The sequence below is a fragment of the Holdemanella hominis genome, from assembly GCF_014306155.1.
Classification (GTDB): domain Bacteria; phylum Bacillota_I; class Bacilli_A; order Erysipelotrichales; family Erysipelotrichaceae; genus Holdemanella; species Holdemanella hominis.
This window is the reverse complement of sequence record NZ_JACRWH010000003.1, coordinates 53,288-76,191: the sequence shown is the minus strand read 5'-3', so window position 1 is coordinate 76,191 and position 22,904 is coordinate 53,288. Positions and strand designations below refer to the sequence as shown.

Here is a 22,904-nt window from a genome sequence, read left to right as displayed (position 1 = left end):
AAATCACTCCTCTACAATGTATCGATAAATGTCTTCTCTTACGGGTGTATCCAATTGCCATAAGATTTCGACGGCTGTTTTTTGTGTGTTTGGCATCACAAACTGTTTGGTCTTATCTATCTCTGCTTGCATATGGCCTAGATAATAGAATTCTTTGCTTGTTTTATCATCTTTGTTCTTTCGCACAAACAAATGAACTTCAATCCCTCTTTCTTTGGCGTACATGAAGTTTTGTACGTCATCACTGCTTGTGGTTCTTCCGGATTTGGATATCGCAATCAATTGACTTTCATTGATAAAATGATCTTCATATTTGATGGTATCTTGAATGTCGTTTGCCTTGTCATGATTGATAAAGACAGGGAATGTTTTGGTTGTTTGATCATATTTGTATCCGCCAATATTTAATGGAACTTCATTGTGTTGCCAATTTAATAAGCGACAGGCATCTTCGTATGTATATTTTTGATAAAGAACAAAGTTTGTATCTTTATATGTATTCTTATAATGTTTATTATATTGATCCAATGCATATTCAATGATTTCTTTTACCATGGATTTAAATTCGTTGTTTTCTAAACATGTCTTAAATGGTTTTGAAATCTTCTTGTCTTCAATAAAAATACAATCTTTAAACGTATTCTTTCCAGATCCAGTTGGAAATTCATTGGTGAAGATGTTTAATACATTTGTTTGGGATAGATCATTTGTATATTCTTGATCGTTGATTAAATCTTTTAGTGTTTCAAGCTCTATCTTTCTTTTTCCATTGGCAAGTTTTGTACAAATAAACTTAATAAAGTTTTCTTCAAGTTCATTTAATCTTACTTTATAATCCTTTTCATATTTCTTTAAAAAGGCGTAATAAGATCCTAGTGATTTGTTGTCGAAAATTCTTTGTACGTCAATTTCTCCATAGGTTTCAAAATCCATAAGAGTAGGGATTCTTCCAAGTTTATTCTTTAGATTTTTATAGCTATCCTTAATGAGCTTGATATCCGCAAAATTGGCGGTGTCAATCGACGCAAAAATTTGTTTCTTACTGATTTCATCAAAGTGAATCGTACTCGATCCTGGAATAATTCTTTCACCTTCAAGTACATAGCGTCTTATGTTGTCTTTGTTGTAAGAACGATCTCCAGATAGGGCGATTGGAATCATGAAGTTGTTTTTGTAGTTTCCAATGAAGTCTAGAATGACAACATATTCTTTGTCTTTTGATTTTCTTAGGTCTCGACCTAGTTGTTGGACAAAGACAATGGGCGATTGTGTAGGTCTTAATAGGACAACTTGATTGATTTCAGGTATGTCGACACCTTCATTAAAAATATCTACAGTTAAAATGTATTGTAGATAGTCACTTCTTGTATCGGATACTAAGCGATCGATCGCATCTTCTCTTTTTTCTTGAGAATCCTCTCCACTTAAAGCTATAGTTCGATATCCTCGTAGATTTAATCTTTCACTAAGGGCAGCCGCTTCTTTCTTGGAACTGCAAAACATGAGTCCTTTGACTCTTTCTCCACTATATCCATAGTAATTGGTTTGTTCGATAATGTAGTCAACTCTTTGGTTGGATGTTAAATAGTTAAAATCATTAAAATCTGTTTCGTTTCCGTTGGTTAAAAAGTCAGTAATGCCAAAATAGTGGAATGGACATAATAAGTTTTCTTCTAGAGCTTGTTGAAGACGAATTTCATAGGCAATATTATGGTCGAAGGCTGCATATACATCAAAGTCATCGGTTCTTTCTGGGCTTGCGCTCATTCCTAGCCAAAACTTTGGTTTAAAGTAGTCCATGATTTCTTGATAGCTTTTAGCTCCAATGCGATGTGCCTCATCAATGATGATGGTATCGAATGTATCAGGGGCAAAACTTGAATACACTTCTTTTTTAGACATCGTTTGCATCGTTGCGAACAAGTAGTCTACATCTGTATCCTTGCTGTTTCCAGATAAAAGCCCAAATGTCTTTGTATTTTTAAATACATTTTTGTAGCTTTGAAGAGCTTGTTTGGCAATCTGCTCTCTATGCACTAAAAATAGGGCTTTCTTGGGATTCTGATCTTGTAAGGCAAAGGCTGAGGCATACGTCTTTCCTGTTCCTGTGGCTGAAATCAACAAACTCTTTGATTCATTCTCATTGCGAAGATTTCTAAGATTGGAAATAAAGGCTTGCTGCATAGAATTTGGAATCAACTGTTTAGAGGGTAATTTAATGTCTTCTTTTTGTTTCACCTTTTTGTATTCTTCATAATGCACTCTATATGCACCAATAAATGCATTGTAGGAATATGTATTTGGATGATTCCATAATTCTTCAAATTCATCTAACATTTCTGATACAAACTCACCGGATTTTGTGGACACAATTTTTGTATTCCATTCTCGATTTGTAGTAAGTGCTGTATTTGTCATATTACTAGAACCCACAAGGATCTTGTAGATTTCATCGGATTGAAAGATATATCCCTTGGTATGAAAACCATTCTTTGAGTCGGGTACTAGATACATTTTAAGTTCAATATTCGAAAATGTAGCGAGTTTATCTAAGGCTTTAGGATCACTAAATGCCAAATAGTCCGTTGTAAGAATTTTACCTTTGATGCCTTTATCTTCTAAAGTACGAAGCGTTTGAAGTAAGGGGGTAATTCCTCCCATCGTAATGAAGGCTACACTGATTAAAAAGGAGTCGCAGTGTAATAATTCATCTTCAATGGTGCTTAGTGCTTTTCTTCCATTCTTATAGTCGTTTGAAATAAATTGAGGTCGATATAATACGTTGGAAGATATATTTTTGTCTAAAAATGCGGTAGATAGGCCGCTCTGTATATTTTGATAGTTCATACCTAACATTATACCAGCATTAAAATGAAATCATAGATCGAAAAGGCTATAATAACAGTATAAGACCAGAGGTATAGGGAATGGAAAATATAATAATTTCAAAAGAGTTTCTAGATTGGTATGACTATTACAATGATTGTAAAGATAAGTATTCAAGTTTAGTAAATGATGTAGAGAATAAACTAATTTGTGGTGAATATAAAGATATTGAACTTTCTTTTTCAAATATGAATACGAATAATTTGAATCGTGATATAGATAGTCTTGAAAAGATTCATATATTAATGATGCAGGGAAGTACAAGTCAGATTAATGTAGAAATTGAATTTGTGAAAGAGAAGATGTTAGAGTCTTGTTTAAATGTAAACTTTGGTATATTATGCAATCCTTTGGCGAGTACTCTATATCGTATGATTTTAGATTCGAGTAAAACAAAGAAGCATATTGAGGATGTTTCTAAACAATGTAAAGAAAATGATTTCTACATTTCTGTATTTATTCCTATTTACTTAAGACACTTTTATGCATCTATTTGTGAAGAGTGTATTAAGGGATATAGTTCGTATGAGTTTGTTCAATCTGTCGATTCTTTATTAAAGGAAGATAAGTTTGTAGAGGCTTGTAGTCTTTGTCCAATTTATGAAGAAATTTACATTCATGCTAATGAAAAATATCTACTTACAAAAGAGTTAATACAGGTAATGCAGCAGTATGGTGTGGATGTACCTGTTTCAAAGAAGAAGGAAACACCGCCAAAGATTGTGAAAAAGTCAAAATTAGATATAGAAACGCGTAAAAAGATTGTAGGGGATGGCGTTAAGGAAATCTTGGATATGAGTGATGAGGAGCTTATATCTCGTTATGATGGTAAGTCAGAGGATGAGGTTCAAGAAATGCTTTATGAGGAGCCTTGGTGTGAGGATGAATATTTTGATGATGATCTACTTGCGTTTCTTAGCGTATTAACATGTATGAGGTTTGATTTTGAGAATGTCTTTATTAATTGGTTAGCTCATTTTATATTTAGAAGATTGCTTGATATACATAAGAAAGTGTTGTTTGAACCACCTAAAATGGTGAAGACAACTCCGCCTAAAGTACAATTCCCAAAGGTTCGAAAGGTAAATCAGGGTGGTGCTCCAAGGACTAAATCACCTAAGAGTTGTAGTGAACATGTGAGTCAATCTTCTAGAAAGACAAATCAAAGCAGGGCTTCAGTAGCTATTAAACAGGAGGAAACATCAAATGGTAAGGGTGGAATTATTTTCTTGATCATTATTGGACTTCTGTTTGGATATGGATATATTTCTTTGAAAAAGGAAGAGGCAGAATGGGATATGGCACAGGAGCAGTATCGTATTGAGAGTAGGCAGAAAGCTGAACAAAATGAGTTTAAGGTAAGGGAAGAAAAACATAAAAAGAAAGAGGGGCAACGTTCAAACTCATCATCATCTTCTTCGTCCTCATCTTATGATGAAGGAAGTGATGATGCATATTTTGGTGATTATGATGAGAATCGTTACGATAACGATGAAAATTATCGTGATTGTGTAGATGATATGTTGGATGAACTGGGAGAATAAAGAAAAATACAGTGAAAGACTTATTGAATATTTGTATACTCATGAGTAGTATACTTACGAGTATACAAATTTATTAACAAATGATAATTTAGGCATCTGTTTAGGATAGGTGTTTTTTTTGTTGATGAAAAAAGTGCAACAACACTTCTTATAATCGGTGTTTTTTTTGCGTTTAAAAAAATAGTAAACGTTTTCAAAAAAAGTGTTGCATTCTCGAAAAAGAACTGGTATATTAAGCGTGTACAAATGGTATGCAAATACGAACCAGTGCCCGAGGTTGTTGGTGTACCTAAGAGGAGGAAATTATGACTGTTAGTGAAAGAGTTGAATTAATTAAATTCGATGAACCAAAGTATTTGGAAGATGGTAAGGCTGTAGTTAGCCAACGTAAAGAGGCTGAAGATTTAGCGAAAGTTATTCATGATCAAGGTTATTCAAACATTTTCTTATTAGGTATTGGCGGTACTGAGTTTGAATTTGGTCACTATGAATATTTACTTTCAAGAATGTCAGATGTAGATGTTTATTCAGTTAATGCGGCTGATGTGAACACAGTTCGTCCTAAGAAATTAAACAAAGATTCATTAGTAATCACTGCTAGTGCTTCTGGTGATACTGTTGAAATCGTTCAAGCTGCTAAATGGATGAAAGAAGAAGGAATCCGCGTTGTTGCATTTACAGGTCGTGATAGTAAATTAGGAAAAATGTTAGATTATGTAGTTCATGCTCCTGTTGTAACTGGATTCTGCGAACACTCATATGTATTACAAGCATATTTCATGTACAAATTAATGAATTTACGTGGAGATTTCGATGCTTATGATCGCTTCGCAGATCAATTATCTGAATATATTTTCGAAGACTTATTAGCAATTAAGAAAAAATTCGAACCAATCGGAATGAAGATGGCTTCTGAATTATATGATGCTGAATATACAATCTTTACAGGTTCTGGTGCACTTTGGGGAGAAACATTATTATTCTCTATGTGTATGTTAGAAGAAATGCAATGGATTCGTTGCCGTCCTGTAAATGCTGCACAATTCTTCCACGGAACATTAGAATTGATCGAAGACAAAGTTCCAGTATTTATCGTTAAGGGTGAAGATGAATTTAGAGCTCAAGACAACCGTGTTGAAGAATTCTGTAAAAAGATCAACTGCCAATATGTAGTATTCGATGCGAGTGAATATGCCGTCCGTTTAGACAATGAATTTAGAAAATTCATCGTTCCTATGATCACTACTGCTTGTATTACAGGAAGATTATCAAGACACTACGAAGCATATACTAAACACAACTTACAATATCGTCGTTACTACAGACAATTTAAATATTAATAGTCAATGTACGATGTCAAACCACTCTGTAAATAAGGGTGGTTTTTTTATATGGGGTTAAATATGAGATATAAAGGTATTATTTTTGATATGGATGGAGTTTTAGTGGATTCAGAACCAATCTATTTGCAGGAAGTCATTGATTATATTTTGGATGATCTTAAAGAAGAAGTTGGTTATTTGGAACAGAAAAGAGAAATGAATAAAATTGTGGGTGCTTCGGATGATAAAATGTTTGAAGCTATGTCTGAATATTTAAATCCTAAATATTCGCCTGAATAAATTAAGACGGGTATGTGGTCAAAAGAATTAGAGTTAGATTATCGTATGATTTTAAATCCGCATGTATTATATGTGTTACCGAAATTGAAGGCGAAGGGATATAAGCTTACGATTGCGTCAAGTTCTTCAATGGAAAATATTAAGAAGGTAACTCGTCAGTGTGGTATTGCATCATATTTTGGATGCGTATAACATTATTAAATATTGGAATTTAGAAGAAAATTATTTTTTCATGTAAACGCTTGCATTATATTTTGATTACTGGTATACTTTAATTGTACAAATGGTATGCATTTACATACCACTTGCAAGCGGGCATAGTCGAGTGGTAAAAATCAAGTGTACGCAATTGGAAAAGAGGATGTATTGATGAGAAGATTTATTTTGGCATCACATGCTTATATGTCTAAAGGAATCAAAACTTCACTTGAATTAATTCTTGGAAAACAAGACAACTTATCCGTATATTGTGCATATGCTGAGGGCGAACCTTTCTTTAAGCCTTTGGTGATTCAAGAAGTTGAAGATCATCCTGAAGATGAATTTGTAATTATGACAGATCTATTGGGTGGTAGCGTAAACAACGAATTGTTGGAGCTAACGACTAAGGGAAATGTTCATTTAGTAACAGGAACAAACTTAATTTTGGCAATGTCAATCTTATTGACTTGTCGTGAATGCGATGATGTTGCAGCAGCAATCCGTACATGCGTTGAAGATGCTAAAACAGGTATTGTATATTGTAATGATTCAGAAATTGACTCAGATTTAGATGAGTTGTAAAAATTGAAAGGAGAAGTACAATGATTAAATTACTTCGTATTGATCACCGTTTATTACATGGTCAGGTAGCTTTTAGTTGGAGTAAACAACTTGGTACAGATTGTATTTTGTTGGCTTGTGATACTTTGTTGAATGACAAATTGCGTATGTCAGCTATTAAAATGGCTAAACCTAGTGGCGTAAAGGTTGTAGCTAAAACAGTTGATGATGCGGTTGCAGCAATCAAATCTGGTGTTACAGATAAGTACAAATTGTTTATCGTAGTTGAAAGTGTTGAAGATGCTGATCGACTTGCAAGAGCGTTAGATATTAAGGAGATCAACCTTGGTGGTACAAAACCAACAGATGATCGTCACGTAATTTCGACAGCGGTTTATGTAAGTGATAACGATGAAAAGATCTTAAAAGATTTAATGGATGATGGATTTGATGTATTTACACAGATGGTTCCATCAGACAAACGTGTTAATACAAAAGATTTATTAAAATAAAAAATTTTAGAGGAGAAGAATAAGATGTTAGTTAAGACTTTATTAATTTTCTTGATCACGTTCTTCGCGGTTTCAGAATTCTTGTTGGGCACATCATTAATTCAAAGACCGCTAGTTTTAGGACCACTGGTAGGTCTAGCGTTTGGTCAATTAGAATTAGGAATTATTATGGGTGCTACTCTTGAGTTGGCGTTTATTGGTGCTGTTTCAATTGGTGCGTACATACCTCCTGATATGATTTCAGGAACTATCTTAGGAACAGCTTTAGCAATCGAAGCTGGAGCAGGTCCTGAGACAGCGTTGGCATTAGGTTTACCAATTTCTACAGTTATGTTGGCATTGAACTCAGTATTAAGTGCTCCAATTATGTTGGTTTTCACTCACTTGATGGATAAAGATATTGAAGATGGTAACATTGGAAAATTTAAATTCCACTATTTCTTTGGTGGTTATGCTTCATTCTTACCTCGTTTAGTAGTAATTCCATGTGCATTCTATTTTGGAAGTGAAGCTGTAGTTGGATTATTAAGTCAAATTCCAGAATGGTTACAAACAGGTATTAATATTTCAGGTGGAATTATTCCTGCATTAGGTTTTGCGATGTTAGCACAGATGATCATGGACAAAAAGATTGCTCCATTCTTCTTCATTGGTTTCTTCGCAGTTCAATATTTAAGTTTAAATACAACAGCAATCGCAATCTTCGCATTGGCTTATGTAGTCTTAATGTTCTTTAAAGAAAAAGATCAAAAAGGAAAAGTTGCAGTTGTTGAGGGAGGAGATGGCTTAGATGAGTTCTAATTACGAATACAAGGGCGTTATTAATAAAAGAGATTTAAGAAAAGTATTCTTACACGCCATTACAATGGAACATACGTGGAACTATGAACGTATGATGAATGATGGATATCTATATTCAATGCTTCCAGCATTACAAAAAATCTATACAAATCCAGAAGATCTTAAAGAAGCATGTAAACGTCACTTAGAGTTCTTCAATACAACTCCACAATGTATTACATTGCCATTGGGTATTACAGTTGCGATGGAAGAACAACGTGCAAATGACATGGAAAACTTTGACACGACTTCTATTTCAAGTGTTAAGACAGCTATCATGGGTCCTTTAGCTGGTATTGGTGATAGTTTTATTTGGGGAACATTAAGAATTTTAGCTACTGGTGTAGGTACTTCGTTAGCATTACAAGGAAGTATCTTAGGACCAATCTTATTCTTATTGGTTTTCAACGTACCTAGCTTCATCTTACGTTACGTATTGGTATATGCAGGTTACAAATTTGGTTCAGACTTCATTACTTCTGCAGAAGAATCTGGTGTAATGGATCTAATTAGTAAAGCAGCAAGTATCTTAGGTTTAACAGTTGCAGGTGCTATGGCTGCAGAAATGGTTTATTTGACAGTTCCAATTGCGATTGGTAGTGGTGAATCAGCTACAACAGTTCAGGCTATTATTGATGGAATCATCCCTGGATTATTACCGTTATTATTAACTGGATTCGTATATATGTTGTTAAATAAGAAAGTTAAACCACTAGTAATTATGTTTGCGATGATGGCACTTTGTATTGTTTGTGCATTCTTCGGTATTTTGGCATAATTAAACATAATATATAAAGGGTTGAAAAGACTTTTTTCAACCCTTTAATTTCTGATGAGGATAAATAAATGAAAAATTTTAAAAATCGATTATGTGGAATGAACAGTCATTATAGATTTTATTCTTTTGAACGGTTTTTTCAGGAAATGAATCGTTTAGGTATTAAAAATGTAGAGATTTGGACGGGTCCTATGCATTTCTATGTGGACTACAATAAGAATCAGAGTGTAGAACAGCTTAAGGAATACGCAAAAAAATATGATGTAAAAATTATTGGTATTTGTCCAGAACAAACAAATCCAAAGCCGAACAATGTGGCAAGTCCAACACGTCAAGAAGATGTATATGCATATTATTGTCGAATGGTGGATATCGCAAAAGAAGTCAATGCCCAACATATATTGATCACAACAGGCTGGGCTTATTATGATGAATCTGTAGAAGGTGCTTGGAATCGTTCGGTTGAAATGATGCGTAAGGTTTGTGATTATGCAAAGGCAAACAATATTTTGGTGGCAATCGAAGCATTACAACCAGATGAATCTGTTCTTGCGAATAGTGTAGAACAATTAAAGGCATATTTGGATGCGGTCAATCATCCACAGTTAAAGGTATGTATTGATTTTGGTGCAATGGCACGAGTCAATAATACGATTCAAGATTATTTTGATGCATTTGGAAAAGATGTGATACATACACACTTTGTGGATGGAAAGCCAACGGGTCACTTGGCATGGTCAGATGGAACAAGAGATTTAAAACAAGATCTTCTTGATTTAGAGGTCAATGGATACCATGGATATCTGTCGTTGGAAAGCGTAAACTCTAGATATTATGAAAAGCCTTGGGAAGCTGAGGAAAAGACTTTAAGTGCTTTTGATCAGTTAGAAACGAAATAAAAATGGTATAATAAACTAGTGTATGAGGAGGTTTTTATGAAGGCTATTACAAGAGATATTTATATAGCGGATGAGATTCGTTATAAGATTGAGATAGGTGAATTTAAACCTCATGACAAATTACCTAGCGAAAGACAGTTTTGTGAAATATTTAATTGTCAGCGTGCAACTGTGCGCTTGGCCTTAGAGAGTTTGCTCGATGAGGGTTGGATTTATTGCGTTGAAAGATCGGGTTATTATGTATCGCAACCACGTATTATGGAAACGTTAAATGTCGTTTCAAGTATGAGTGGGCGTATTGAAAATATGGGCAAAAAGATGCATCGTAAAGTGGTTTTTCTAAGAGTTATTGAAAGTAATAAAAAATTAATTAAGAAAATGGGTGTTGCGTTAGGAACAAAATTAATTGAATTTGAAAGAGTTCGCTATTTAGATGAAGAAGCTATTTCTTTGGAGACAGCTTATTTTGAAGCTGAACAATTTTCGGGATTATTAGATAAAGATTTAGAGAATAATTCATTGTTTTCAGTCTTAAAAAAATATTATGATGTAAAATTTACGCATGGGGAGCAGGAAATTCTTATAGTAAACGCAAATCCAACTGAAAGTAAATATTTGGGTGTGGAAGAAAACAGTCCGTTGGTATTGCGAAGAGGAATTTTGTATACAGAAGATAATCAATATAAAAGTTATCATGAATCTGTGATGCGAATGAACCGCTTTATTTATGCGGATGAGGAGAATTGATTATGGACCTACGTATACCTTTATATTTACAATTAAAAAATACGTTGTTAAATCGTATTGATAATGGAGAATTGTTGCCAGGTGAGCGTTTGGAGTCTGAAAGAGACTTGGCTGAAAAATATGGTGTGAACAGACAGACAGTGCGATCAGCACTTAATGTCTTGATTGAAGATGGTGTATTGATTAAGGTTCCTTATAAAGGAACGTTTGTCGCAAAACAAATTGTAAAACCTTCATGGGGAAACTATGATGCGATAAATGAACATCGTGGTTTTAGTAGTTTTTTAAAGGCACAAGGTTTTTCAATTGACAGTAAGGTCATTGTTGCAGAAAAGATTGAGCCGACAACTTCGATTCGTGCACACTTGAAATTAGAAGAAGGAGAAGACGTTTATTGTTTAATGCGTGTTCGTTATTACAATGATGAACCTTTTTCTGTGGAAATTGCCTATATGCCATACAAGTATGTAGAGGGCATTGAAGACTATGATTTTTCAAAAGTGTCATTATATGATTTTATGGCAAAGAAAGATCATGATCCTTGTGACTTCCATCGTTCATTAATCGTACAATTTCCAGATGATCGAATCTCAAAACTTTTGGGAAATCTTGTAGAACCTGTATTTCGATTTCAATATATTGGCTTTGATAAAGAAAAAAATGTCGTGGAATATACACATAGTTATATTCGAAGTGACAAATCCACGTATCGTTTTAGAATATAATTTCACGAAGGAAACAATATGGAACAATTAGAAACAATGGAATATTATATTTTGCAGACGCAGGATATTTTAAATTCAGTATATAAAAATAAAGAACAGACGAATAAATTGGCTCAGGTTTATATGGATGGAAACTATAGAAATATTAAGATTATAGCTTCTGGTTCGAGTGGAAATGGGTCTTGGTGTGCTAAATATGTTATGGAAAAATATTTAGGTGTAGATGTCACTGTGATAAATCCATATACATTCGCATACTATCCAGTGTTGTGTGAAGATGACTTTGTGTTTGTCGTTTCACAGAGTGGATATAGTAAAAATGCATTAGATGCATTGGATATATTAAAAAAATTAAATCGTAAAACAATCGCTTTAACAGGGGATTTAAAGAGTGATATTAAAGATCATGCTGAAGTTGTGATTGATTATGTAGACGAAGAAAAGGAGGGGTATGTTACTAAGGGTGTAACAACACTTGCCTTATTCTTAATAAAACTTACGTTTGCAATTTTAGAAAAACAAGGAAAAATGGTTGATACAGCTTGGCTTGATACATATTGTGAAAGTTATGCTTCTATGCAAAAGGAAAATTTTGTGCATGAAGAAGCTTTCTTAGAAAAGTTTAAAAAGAATTTCTTATCTATGGAAAATATGTATGCAGCTGGTTGTGGTCCTTGTGAAGGTGTAGCTAAAGAGGCAGCACTAAAGATTGGTGAAACTGTGAAGGTTGTTTCTTGTGCATATGAATTAGAAGAATATATTCATGGACCGAATTTGCAACTTTCTCCAAAGCACAATGTATTTATCATTGATGCGCAAGATGAAACTTCAGATCGTTCATACCAAATCTATAGAGCATCTCGTGCTGTGTCAGACCGTGTATATTACATCACAAATAAAGCATATGATGATGATCATGTATTAACGTTACTAAATCCTTGTGCAGATACTGTATCCTTAACGTATCTTCAAGTATTCCAATTATTCGCATATAGAATTAGTAAAGAATTAAGATCTATTCCTAAACATCCGTTGTTTGAGGAATTTAAAAAGATCGTTAATTCAAAAACAATCACATATGAAGATTAGTGTAATTAGCCTTTCGACTTGTTTGGAAGGCTTTTTTTATATAGATGTATAAAAATTACGAGAAGTTGACGTAAGAATGGTGTCAATGATTTTTATTGACAAACCTATTCATGAGCTATAGAATATTAATGTTCTAAATAGAACGATGAGGAGAGCGCATATGCACTTTTGGGATGAACATAAAACGATAACGAGATATTATGAGATGAAGGTTTCTGGAGTTTGCGAAAAATATCAGTTAAGACAGTTGGAGTATGACATATTAATGTTTATTTACAACAATCCTGCGTACAATACGGCTGCGGACATTGTTCGTATTCGTAAGTCTACAAAGTCTCATGTTTCGACTTCACTTAAAGTATTAGAAGATCATGGTTTTATTGAGCGAAGAGTCGACAAAGACAATAAAAAGCATGTAACTATTCATTTACTACAATTGGCCAATGAAGTAATTGAAGATGGAATATGGGCGCAAAAGGAGTTTGCACAAGATATGTTTGAAGGTCTTAGTGAAGAAGAAATCAAAGTGTTTATGAGTGTATTTCAAAAGGTGTATGACAATGCAGAAAGGATGATTTCAAATGAAAAAAATTCCTGATTTAATGGAAGTAATTTTTGATGCTTGTTATTTGATTTTTGACTTAATTGCCGGAATCTTATTCTTTGTATATTCGAAAGGAAATCCATTGTTCATATTATATGGTGTATTAACATTAACGTTGTGTGGTGGAGACGCATTCCACTTGGTTCCTCGTATTAAAAGGGCTTTGTATGGTACAAATGATAAAATTAAAAGACAGCTTGGAATTGGATTGCAGGTATCTTCAATCACAATGACCGTATTCTATATTATTTTATTGTTTATCTGGAAATTAACATTCCCAACATTACAAGCTCCACTTTGGGTTGAGGCTATGATTTGGATTTCAGCTATTATTCGTATCGTTGTATGTTTCTTACCACAAAACAATTGGACTTCCGAAGAAGGAAATAGGAAGCTTTCTGTGATTCGTAATGCCGTGTTTGCGGTAACTGGAGTTGGTGTGATAATTCTTTATGCCATTTCAGGAAATATGTACGATTTACATATGAACCGTATGGTTGCAGCCATCATTATTTCTTTTGGTTGCTACATTCCGGTTACATTGTGGTCTAAGACAAAACCAAAGATTGGTTTATTGATGATTCCTAAGACTTGTGCTTATATGTGGGTCATTGTGATGGGATTACAATTATTATTCTAATTCACAAAACTTGGTGCTTCATTGCACCTTTTTAATTTTTTCAAAAAGAAGAATAACACTATAAGTCGATAATCTACCGAATAAAATACCGAATAAATTCGACATATTTCCGAATAATGGGTATACTATTGGTAGTAGGATTGGTGGTGTTCACATGAAAACTTGTAAAGAAATGGCTTTAATTTGGAATATTAGTGTTCGTGCAGTTTCGAATTTGTGTAAATCGGGAAGAATTCCGGGTGCTGTTAAGAATGGAAAAAATTGGGAAATTCCAGATGAAGCAACAAAACCGGTAGATGGAAGAATTTCGTCTGGTGAATACTGTAAAAAAGGGATGAGTACAGATAGAAAGGCATTGCCTATTGGTATTTCAGACTATGTGCGTGCTCAATCGGATTATTATTATGTGGATAAAACAATGTTAATTAAGGAGTTTTTAGATCAAAAGCCATTGGTTTCATTATTCACAAGACCAAGAAGATTTGGAAAAACATTGAATATGGATATGCTTAGAGTGTATTTTGAAAAGGTGGATGAGGATACGTCTAAATATTTTAAAGATAAGAATATTTGGAAGTGTGGGGAAAACTATCGAATGCATCAAGGTAAATATCCTGTGATTTTTCTTACTTTTAAAGATGTAAAGTTTGATTCTTCGCAGGCCACTGTAGAGAAAATTAAATCGTTACTTCAAGAAGAATATGGAAGGCATCAAGAATTGTTGAGTAGTGGAAAAATATCGGATTATGAGAAGGCGTATTTTAATAAAATATTAAGTGCAACAGAAAATGAAGTGGAATTGTCTTTTTCACTTGAAAAGTTATCTAAGATGCTTGCGACGCATTATGATCAAGCTCCAATTATTATTATTGATGAATATGATACTCCAATTCAGGAAGGGTATTCTAAGGATTTTTATGATGAAATCATCGGCTTTATGAGAAATTTCTTTTCCGGTGCTTTTAAGGATAATAAAAATCTTTCTTACGGCTTTTTAACCGGAATTTTGAGAATTGCTCAAGAAAGTATTTTTAGTGGATTAAATAATTTAACTGTGAACTCAGTGATGGATGAAGCATATGATCGTTATTTCGGATTTACAAATGAAGAAGTAAGTAAAATGTTAGAGTATTATGGAGTTGCTGAAAAAGAGAGTGAACTTCAAGAATGGTATGATGGATATTTGTTTGGGAATGAAGAAATCTATAATCCGTGGTCTGTTATTAATTATATTTCGAAGGGGTGTGTTCCACAGGCATATTGGGTGAATACTGGAAAGAATGAGATTCTCGAAGATGTTTTAAAAGTGGCGGATGAGGATATAACAGAAAAGCTTTATTCTTTGATTCGTGGGGATAAAGTTTTGGCAAGAATTGATCAAAATGTTGTTTATCGTTCACTTACAGATGATCCAGCTAATATCTATAGTTTATTATTGGTAGCTGGGTATTTGAAAACAACGATTAAAGAATTGCAGGCGGATGGATCTTATTTGTGTCAGGTATCGATTCCCAATAAAGAGATAGCTTCCGTTTATAAAAGTGAGGTTTTGGCACATTTGATGCAGATTGGTGCAGTTTCAAGAACGACTGCAGATAAGATTGCGGAAAGTTTGTTCTTAAATGATTATGTAAAACTAGAAAAAGCTATTTCTGAATATATGAATAAAGCAATTAGCTTTTATGATACGGCTAGTGAATCTTTCTATCATGGATTGATTTTAGGATTGATTTCGATGATGGATAATCAGTACAAAATAAAGTCGAATAGAGAGTCTGGTAAAGGAAGATTTGACATTGGCTTAATTCCTAGAGATGATAAGTATCCTGGAATGATTATGGAACTCAAGTGGAAAAAGAATCTTGATGATCATGAATTAACGCTTTTGGCAAATGAAGCTCTTTGTCAGATTCATAGTATGGAATATGATTCTGAGATGAAGAGTGAAGGAATCAAAAAGATATTGAGATTTGGGATTGCGTTTTCTGGAAAGCGTGTTTGTGTTAAAACAAATTAGAATAGTAGTTTTATTTAAGATTCCTAAGACTTGTGCTTATATGTGGGTCATTGTGATGGGATTGCAATTATTATTTTAGAATTTCTTCAAGAGAACGCCTACTCGACGTTCTCTTTCTATATGAATTTTAGAGTATCTAATTCAATGAAAATAAGACGTTTTAGATGAAATAGGAACAATCGCAACAAATTTATTGGAATTAATAATGCTTTCACATTGAAGTTTTATAATTGAAACTGGCTACTGGATGTGGTTGATGGTTGCCTCTTGTTAAGGAGTTTTGAGGCCTTGAATCTTGAATTCCAGGTAAGTAGATCCTTCTATTTTTTTACAGGAGGAAAGCTTATGTATATATATCTACATATTGATGTTGCCATGTATTTAATGGCCATAGTAGAAATACTTAGAATCACATTATTGATTATAGAAAAATGTAAAAGACACTAGTTCACGTAAGCACAACGAATTACTAGTGTCTTTACATTAGAATAATTCAGAGTGATCACTGTATCTAGTGCTTTTCTTGTATGTGTATTAAATGATTGCTAGTAATAATTTATCAAAAAGTATTGACAACGCTTACAGATGAATGTTAACATATGCCTGCAAATAAAAAGACATGTAACTGGTAATGCAGGCAGGATCTAATAAATTGCTTTGAATTTTTCAAGGTGTTTATGGGATTCTGCCTTTTTTGCACTTTGAATGGCCATTCTTAAATAGATGATAGGAGAAAACAATTTATGGATTACAAAAAAATTGCAAATGAGATTTTAGATTTAATTGGTGGTTCGAAGAATGTTGCGACTTTGGAACATTGTTCAACAAGATTGAGATTTAGTTTGGTTGACAAGAGTGTTGTTGATGTAGAAAAAATCAAGAAAATCAAGGGTGTTATGGGCGTTGTGGATGGAAGTCAATTTCAGATTGTGATTGGAAACAACGTTGTTGAAGTGTATGATACATTATTGAAGATTTGTCCTTTAAGTGGAAATCAAGGTATTGAAGCTAAAAAGGATGATCGTAAATGTGGTGCGAAATTATTAGAATTTATCATTAGTGTATTTCAACCACTAGTTCCTGCTATTGCGGGTGCTGGTGTATTAAAGTCCGTTTTATTATTGCTTTCGATGTTTGGATTGTTGGCAAATGATTCAACTGTATATACGGCATTGGCTGCTATTTCAGATGCAACATTCTATTTCTTACCTATTATGGTTGCGGTAACGACTGCGAATGCTTTAAAGTCAAATCGTTTGGTTGCGGTTGCGGCAGTTGGATATTTATTGTTGCCTGCAACTACACAAGCTCTTACAGATGGAATGACATTGTTTGGTTTTGCGGTAAAGAATGTTACGTATAGTTCACAGGTATTCCCTGCAATCTTATGTGTTATTTTCTTAAGCTTGATGGAAAGAGGATTCAATAAAATTTCTCCAAAGGCTATTCGTATTTTCTTTGTTCCAATGATGTCTTTGGCTATCACAATTCCTGTGACTTTATTGATTTTAGGCCCATTGGGATATAATATTGGTACATTATTTACGGCTGTAATCTTAGCTCTTTATGGAAAACTTGGATTTGTGGCATTAGGATTACTTGCAGCTATTTTACCATTTATGATTGCGACTGGAATGCATAAAGCTTTACTTCCATATGCCATCACAACATATGGTCAATTGGGATATGAAGCTTTATATATGCCTGCAAGTTTAGCTCACAATATTAGTGAGAGTGGTGCTTGTTTTGCGGTGGCATTGAAATCTAAAGATGAAAATTTAAAACAGACGGCATTATCGGCTGGAATCTCTGCCTTAATGGGTATTACAGAGCCTGCATTGTATGGTGTTACTTTACAAAATAAAAAGGCTATGATTGGTGTTGTATTGTCTGGAGCCATTTCTGGTATGTTGATGGGATTGTTTGTCGTAAAAGCATTTATTGTTGTAGGGCCTGGTTTGGCAAGTATGTCCATGTTTGTGGATCCTGCAAATGGAAGTAACTTCATGTATGCATGTATTGGTTTTGCGGTTGCGTTATTAGGATCTTTCATTATCACATTTGTGTTATGGAAAGATAGTGATAGTGAAGTTGAAGAAGATGTTGCTGTTGTTGAATCGTTAACAGAAGAAGAAAAAGAAGTGAATATTTTAGTATCACCATTAGATGGTGAGGCTGTTGATTTAAGTACAGTGAGTGATGAAATGTTCGCATCGAAGACTTTGGGTGATGGTATTGCCATTGTTCCTAAAGATGGTAAGTTATATGCTCCTTGTGATGCCGAAGTAGTTATGTTATTTGAGACTAAGCATGCGATTGGTTTAAGAACAAGTAATGGCGCTGAGATCTTGATTCATATTGGTGTAAATACTGTTTCTATGGAAGGTGTTGGATTTACGGCTTTTGTAAAGCAGAATGATAAAGTAAAAGAGGGGGATTTATTAATTGAATTTGGTTTGGATGCAATCAAAGAAAAGAATTTAGATCCTACTGTAATGGTTGTGAATAGTAATAGTACAAGTTATAAAGTATTAAATCAGTCATATGGAGATGTTAAGACTGGTGATGTATTGTTTGATGTAAAAAGAGGGTAATGTATATGAAAAAGTTTCCTGAAGGATTTTTATGGGGTGGTGCTACGGCTGCCAATCAATTTGAGGGTGGTTGGAACCTTGGTGGCAAGGGATGGTCCGTTTCGGATGTTGCAAGAGCTCATTTTGATGCGGACGTAAAGGATTATAATAAGCATGTTTCAATAACGACAAAGGATATTGAGGAGGGCTTAGCTCATCCTGAGGATGAAGTGAATTATCCGAAGCGTCATGGTAGTGATTTTTATCATCATTATAAAGAGGATATTGCCTTAATGGCAGAAATGGGGTTCAAGACATATCGTATGAGCATTGCGTGGTCAAGAATTTTTCCAAATGGAGATGATTTGGAGCCGAATGAAGAGGGTTTGAAATTCTATGATGATGTATTTGATGAATTATTAAAGTATGGTATTGAGCCATTGGTGACAATGTCTCATTATGAACCACCATTAAATTTAGTATTAAACTATGATGGTTGGTATTCTAGAGAAGTGATTGGTTTCTTTACTCGTTTCGTGGAAACAATTTGTACTCGATATAAAAATAAAGTGAAGTATTGGCTAACTTTTAATGAAGTGGATAGTATGATTCGCCATCCTTATACGACGGGTGGACTTGTTGAAGATCGTTTTGAAGGTAAAAACTTCGAAGAAGTGATTTTCCAAGCTATGCACCATCAATTTGTGGCGAGTGCTTTGGCAACAAAGATTTGTCATGAAATTGTTCCAGATTCAAAGGTGGGTTGTATGTTGACTAAACTTACATATTATCCATATACTTGTAAGCCAGAAGATGTATTGGCTGCGCAACAAAAGATGCGTTCTACGTATGCCTATAGTGATACGCAGGTATTTGGTGAATATCCAGCTTATTTATTGTCTTATTTTAAAAACAACAATATTAATATTGTCAAAGAAGCCGATGATGATCGTATTATGAAGGAATATCCTGTAGATTTCATTTCATTCTCTTATTATATGTCTAGTTGTGAAGCTGCAGATAAGACGGGTTTGGATGTAACTCCTGGAAATACGATTTTGGCTGTTAAGAATCCATATTTGGAAACAAGCCAATGGGGTTGGCAAATTGATCCATTGGGATTGAGAATTTCATTGGTTGAATTGTATGATCGTTATCGTAAACCATTATTTATTGTTGAGAACGGTTTGGGTGCAAGAGATGTATTAACCGAAGATAAAAAGGTGCATGATCAGTATCGTATTGAATATTTGAAAAAGCATTTTGAATGTATGTTAGATGCGATTGTAGAAGATGGTGTTGAACTTATGGGCTATACTTCATGGGCATGTATTGATTTGATTAGTGAATCAACAAAACAAATTTCAAAACGCTATGGATATATCTATGTGGATATTGATGATTATGGAAATGGAACTTATAATAGATATAGAAAAGATAGTTTCTATTGGTATAAGAAGGTTATCGAAAATAATAGTGTAGATTTTGAATAATAGTAGAATGGAGCAGGGAAATGAATTACGTAATTAAGAAAGTTTTAAATTCAAGCGTCGTTCTTGTGAGTGATCATGAGAACAATGAGTTCATCCTGCTTGGTAAAGGAATTGGTTATGGCAAAAAGGTTGGTGAAAGCATAGATCAAAGTGCTTCAAATCAGATATTTGTTCCTGTGGAAAACACAAAGTCTAAACAGTTTGAAGAATTGATGGATGATATTCCAATCGATATTTTGACGATTACACAAGAAATCATTGTGGAGGCACAAAAGCTTTTGGAGTGTGAGTTCAATAAAAGTCTATACTTGATTTTGGCAGATCACTTGAATTTTGCGGTGCAAAGAGTTCGCGATGGGATTGTCATTACCAATCGCGTGTTTTGGGAAATTAAAAATTATTATCCAAAAGAATTCAAGGCTGGTTTAATGGCTATCTATATGTTTGAGGAAAAGCTTGGCATTACACTTCCTGAAGAAGAGGCGGCCAATATTGCCTTCCATTTTGCGAATGCGACAATGGGTAAACAAGAGAGTCATGATACGATGAAATATGCCAAAGTCATTGGTGAAATTATCAATATTGTGATTTTTTCGCTGAATCGAAATGTGGATCGGCAGAGCGCTCACTATATGCGTTTTGTCACACACATTAAGTTCTTTGTCGAAAGATATTTCACAAATAGTATGTTGAATAATCAAAATGATTTGTTGTATAACCAAATGAAGAGTGCGTATCCAAAAGAGATGGCCGTCGCATTAAAAATTAAAGCTTTCTTAGAACAAAAGTATGGTACTCCATTAACGAATGAAGAAGTAACATTCTTAGTTGTTCATATAGCACGTATTATGAAAGGGTAGAATTAAGCAATTTAGTTCTACCTTTTCTTTTATCTTTCTTAAATCGAGAAAAAAAACAATAAATTTACTGGATTTAATGTTGTTTTCACATGAACTCTTTATAATTAAAAGTGCTACTGGATGTAGTAACGGTGAACCCTCTGAATGAAAAGGATGATATCTTGAGTTCTCGATGATTCCGATTTTGCAGGAGGACGTGTTGTATGTATATTTATCTATACATTGATGTAGCCATGTGTTTAATGGTCATAGTAGAAATACTAAGAATTGCATTATTAATTATAGAAAAATGTAAAAGACACTAGTTCACGTATTGAGCCACGAATTACTAGTGTCTTTTGACATAAAATAATTCAGATGGACCACTGCATCCAGTAGTCTTTCTGTATTTGTATTATAGCTATAAATAGAGGATTATGCAAATGAGGTAGTTCTTTTGATTAGAGTTTGTTAATTATTATAAAGGTCATATAAATATAAGGAGAAGGGGTAGACATGAACAATGAAATAATTAAGTTTAATAATGGAAATTTAGAATTAGACGTTACGGTAACTCCAGATAAAGATACTGTGTGGTTATCTGCGAATCAAATGGCATTGTTGTTTGATCGTGATGCAAAAACAATTCGTAAGCATATTAATAACATATTTAAAGATCGAGAAGTTGAAAAAGAGAACAACACGCAAAAAATGCGTGTTGTTGGAGTTAAGCAATCTGTTCCATTTTATTCTTTAGATGTAATTATTTCCGTTGGGTATAGAGTAAAATCACAAAACGGAATTATCTTTCGTAAATGGGCAACATCTATATTGAAGGACTATATGATAAAGGGATTTACAGTTAATGAAAAGAAACTTGAGGCTTTAGATAAAACTATCCAAATACAGTCTAGAATGCTTGCTTCTGCTTTAAACATTGAAGAAAAAGAAGTGTTGAATGTTGTTGATGCCTATTCGAATGCATTAACTCTTCTAGATGATTATGATCATGGAACGATTCCTAAACCGGATGACATTGCTTCTGTTTATCAGTTAACCTACGAAGAAGTCGTGAATTGATTGATTCTATGAAATATGGAAACTATTCAAATGTGTTTGGTGTTGAAAAAGAGTATGGAAAGCTTAATGGAATCTTAGCGGCTATCTATCAATATGTTTTTGGAACTGAATTGTATCCAAGTATTGAAGAAAAAGCTGCAAACCTACTTTACTTTTTAATCAAAGATCATCCTTTTGTGGATGGTTGCAAACGTATTGGTGCATCCATATTCTTGGAATTTCTAAATAAGAATAAACATCTGATTATCGATGGAAAACAGATTATTTCAGACAGTGCTTTAGTTGCAATTACATTAATGATTGCGAGTCTAGACCAGAAGAAAAGGAAACGATGGTCAAACTTGTCATGAATTTTTTGAAATGTGAATTTTAAAAGACATTATTTCGTGTAAATTAGTATCTTTTGATAGGGTGTTGTGATTTAAAAAGAGGGTTGTTCAAGATTGACAACAAGTCTTAAATTCGGAAAACTATCATCAGTTAGACATCTCTGACAAGAGGTGGAGGGGTTGGAAGTGCAGTGAGTGAAGTACTTGCACCTGAAGGAGTCGTATGCAGACAATATATGTTAGGTATGCAAAATGTGTTTGGCAGAAGTGGTAATCCTAAGGATTTATTGGATACTATGAGTTGGACGCTAAGCATATCGCAGATAAAATAAAGAAAATTGCAGAAAAGTAATATTTAATATAACAAGTCACCTGATAACCGGGTGACTTGTTTAATGTTTATAAAAATTTTTTAGAAATTCATGCGATTTAATAATGTTTTCACATTGAAGTTTTATAATTGGAATTGGCTACTGTGTACAGTAGGGTGGTACCTCTGAAATTAAAAGTAATTTAGCTTGCGTTCTCGGCTCGATTCCGTTTATTGTAGGAGGTTGTCATATGTATATTTATCTTTATATTGACGTTGCCATGTGTTTAATGGTACTAGTAGAAATACTACGACTTATGTTAATGATTATAGAAAAATGCAAAAGACACTAGTCCGCCCAATCGCAAAGGAATTGACTAGTGCCTTAGCATTAGAATGATTTCAGAGCAACCACTGTATCCAGTAGTCTTTCTGCATCTGTATTATACCGATAAAGGAATGTTTATGCAAATCTGTTGGTTGATAGTGTGATGCTATACACTATTATAGAAAAAATAAAAGACATTCGTTCATCCAACTCGCAGCGTATTAAACCAGATAAAGGAGCGCATGTCTAAACTGATTGTGTTGACAACAAGGCTTAAATTCAGTAGT

General features: G+C 33.8%; 22 protein-coding genes. 21 read left to right on the top strand and 1 reads right to left on the bottom strand.

What is annotated here, in order from left to right:
* Positions 1-3: 3 nt before the first annotated feature.
* The gene (locus H8911_RS01785) at positions 4-2,847 is read right to left on the bottom strand and encodes a DEAD/DEAH box helicase (RefSeq protein ID WP_255466248.1); all 2,844 of its coding nucleotides are present in this window, start codon (positions 2,845-2,847) and stop codon (positions 4-6) included.
* Between the two features lie 80 nt (positions 2,848-2,927).
* Between H8911_RS01785 and H8911_RS01780 the strand changes: the two genes are divergently transcribed.
* From H8911_RS01780 to H8911_RS01680, 21 genes are all read left to right on the top strand, one after another.
* Entirely contained in the window at positions 2,928-4,430 is a 1,503-nt protein-coding gene (locus tag H8911_RS01780; RefSeq protein ID WP_186998520.1) for a hypothetical protein, read from the top strand.
* 305 nt (positions 4,431-4,735) lie between these two features.
* Positions 4,736-5,770 carry an SIS domain-containing protein gene (locus H8911_RS01775; RefSeq protein ID WP_186998519.1) on the top strand — a complete coding sequence of 345 codons (1,035 nt, stop codon included), beginning with the start codon at positions 4,736-4,738 and terminating at the stop codon, positions 5,768-5,770.
* A gap of 63 nt (positions 5,771-5,833) precedes the next feature.
* Entirely contained in the window at positions 5,834-6,052 is a 219-nt protein-coding gene (locus H8911_RS13055; protein ID WP_186998518.1) for an HAD hydrolase-like protein, read from the top strand.
* A gap of 12 nt (positions 6,053-6,064) precedes the next feature.
* Positions 6,065-6,244, top strand: a complete 180-nt coding sequence (locus H8911_RS13050) for an HAD hydrolase-like protein (RefSeq protein WP_186998517.1) — start codon at positions 6,065-6,067, stop codon at positions 6,242-6,244.
* Between the two features lie 177 nt (positions 6,245-6,421).
* Entirely contained in the window at positions 6,422-6,835 is a 414-nt protein-coding gene (locus H8911_RS01760; RefSeq protein WP_118325653.1) for a PTS sugar transporter subunit IIA, read from the top strand.
* Positions 6,836-6,855: 20 nt separating this feature from the next.
* A complete protein-coding gene (locus H8911_RS01755) occupies positions 6,856-7,326 on the top strand; it encodes a PTS sugar transporter subunit IIB (protein ID WP_118357560.1) in 471 nt (156 codons plus the stop codon).
* Between the two features lie 24 nt (positions 7,327-7,350).
* Positions 7,351-8,127, top strand: coding sequence for a PTS mannose/fructose/sorbose/N-acetylgalactosamine transporter subunit IIC (locus H8911_RS01750; protein WP_186998516.1), 777 nt, complete (start codon positions 7,351-7,353; stop codon positions 8,125-8,127).
* On the top strand, positions 8,117-8,944 hold the full coding sequence (locus tag H8911_RS01745) for a PTS system mannose/fructose/sorbose family transporter subunit IID (protein ID WP_186998515.1): 828 nt from the start codon (positions 8,117-8,119) through the stop codon (positions 8,942-8,944). Before H8911_RS01750 ends, H8911_RS01745 begins: the two co-directional genes overlap by 11 nt.
* A gap of 68 nt (positions 8,945-9,012) precedes the next feature.
* Positions 9,013-9,843, top strand: coding sequence for a sugar phosphate isomerase/epimerase family protein (locus H8911_RS01740; protein WP_186998514.1), 831 nt, complete (start codon positions 9,013-9,015; stop codon positions 9,841-9,843).
* A 36-nt stretch (positions 9,844-9,879) separates the two neighbouring features.
* The gene (locus H8911_RS01735; protein WP_186998513.1) at positions 9,880-10,590 is read left to right on the top strand and encodes a GntR family transcriptional regulator; all 711 of its coding nucleotides are present in this window, start codon (positions 9,880-9,882) and stop codon (positions 10,588-10,590) included.
* Between the two features lie 2 nt (positions 10,591-10,592).
* Positions 10,593-11,315: a GntR family transcriptional regulator gene (locus tag H8911_RS01730; protein WP_186998512.1), complete on the top strand. Its 723-nt coding sequence runs from the start codon at positions 10,593-10,595 to the stop codon at positions 11,313-11,315.
* An 18-nt stretch (positions 11,316-11,333) separates the two neighbouring features.
* Complete coding sequence (locus H8911_RS01725) at positions 11,334-12,404, top strand: SIS domain-containing protein (protein ID WP_186998511.1); 1,071 nt, start codon at positions 11,334-11,336, stop codon at positions 12,402-12,404.
* Between the two features lie 160 nt (positions 12,405-12,564).
* Entirely contained in the window at positions 12,565-13,002 is a 438-nt protein-coding gene (locus H8911_RS01720; protein ID WP_186998510.1) for a MarR family winged helix-turn-helix transcriptional regulator, read from the top strand.
* Positions 12,986-13,648, top strand: coding sequence for a hypothetical protein (locus tag H8911_RS01715; protein ID WP_186998509.1), 663 nt, complete (start codon positions 12,986-12,988; stop codon positions 13,646-13,648). The genes H8911_RS01720 and H8911_RS01715 overlap by 17 nt, the downstream gene beginning before the upstream one ends.
* A 154-nt stretch (positions 13,649-13,802) precedes the next feature.
* Positions 13,803-15,665, top strand: a complete 1,863-nt coding sequence (locus H8911_RS01710) for an AAA family ATPase (RefSeq protein ID WP_186998508.1) — start codon at positions 13,803-13,805, stop codon at positions 15,663-15,665.
* Positions 15,666-16,408: 743 nt separating this feature from the next.
* A complete protein-coding gene (locus tag H8911_RS01705; RefSeq protein ID WP_186998507.1) occupies positions 16,409-18,259 on the top strand; it encodes a beta-glucoside-specific PTS transporter subunit IIABC in 1,851 nt (616 codons plus the stop codon).
* A gap of 5 nt (positions 18,260-18,264) precedes the next feature.
* On the top strand, positions 18,265-19,731 hold the full coding sequence (locus H8911_RS01700; protein ID WP_186998506.1) for a glycoside hydrolase family 1 protein: 1,467 nt from the start codon (positions 18,265-18,267) through the stop codon (positions 19,729-19,731).
* A 20-nt stretch (positions 19,732-19,751) separates the two neighbouring features.
* The gene (locus H8911_RS01695) at positions 19,752-20,591 is read left to right on the top strand and encodes a PRD domain-containing protein (protein WP_186998505.1); all 840 of its coding nucleotides are present in this window, start codon (positions 19,752-19,754) and stop codon (positions 20,589-20,591) included.
* 495 nt (positions 20,592-21,086) lie between these two features.
* Positions 21,087-21,650: a RhuM family protein gene (gene rhuM / locus H8911_RS12610; protein ID WP_255466247.1), complete on the top strand. Its 564-nt coding sequence runs from the start codon at positions 21,087-21,089 to the stop codon at positions 21,648-21,650.
* Complete coding sequence (locus H8911_RS12605) at positions 21,647-22,000, top strand: type II toxin-antitoxin system death-on-curing family toxin (RefSeq protein ID WP_186998550.1); 354 nt, start codon at positions 21,647-21,649, stop codon at positions 21,998-22,000. The genes rhuM and H8911_RS12605 overlap by 4 nt, the downstream gene beginning before the upstream one ends.
* Before the next feature lie 170 nt (positions 22,001-22,170).
* Positions 22,171-22,311 (top strand): hypothetical protein, encoded by a 141-nt coding sequence (locus H8911_RS01680; RefSeq protein ID WP_186998504.1) that lies wholly within the window; start codon positions 22,171-22,173, stop codon positions 22,309-22,311.
* Positions 22,312-22,904: the final 593 nt, after the last annotated feature.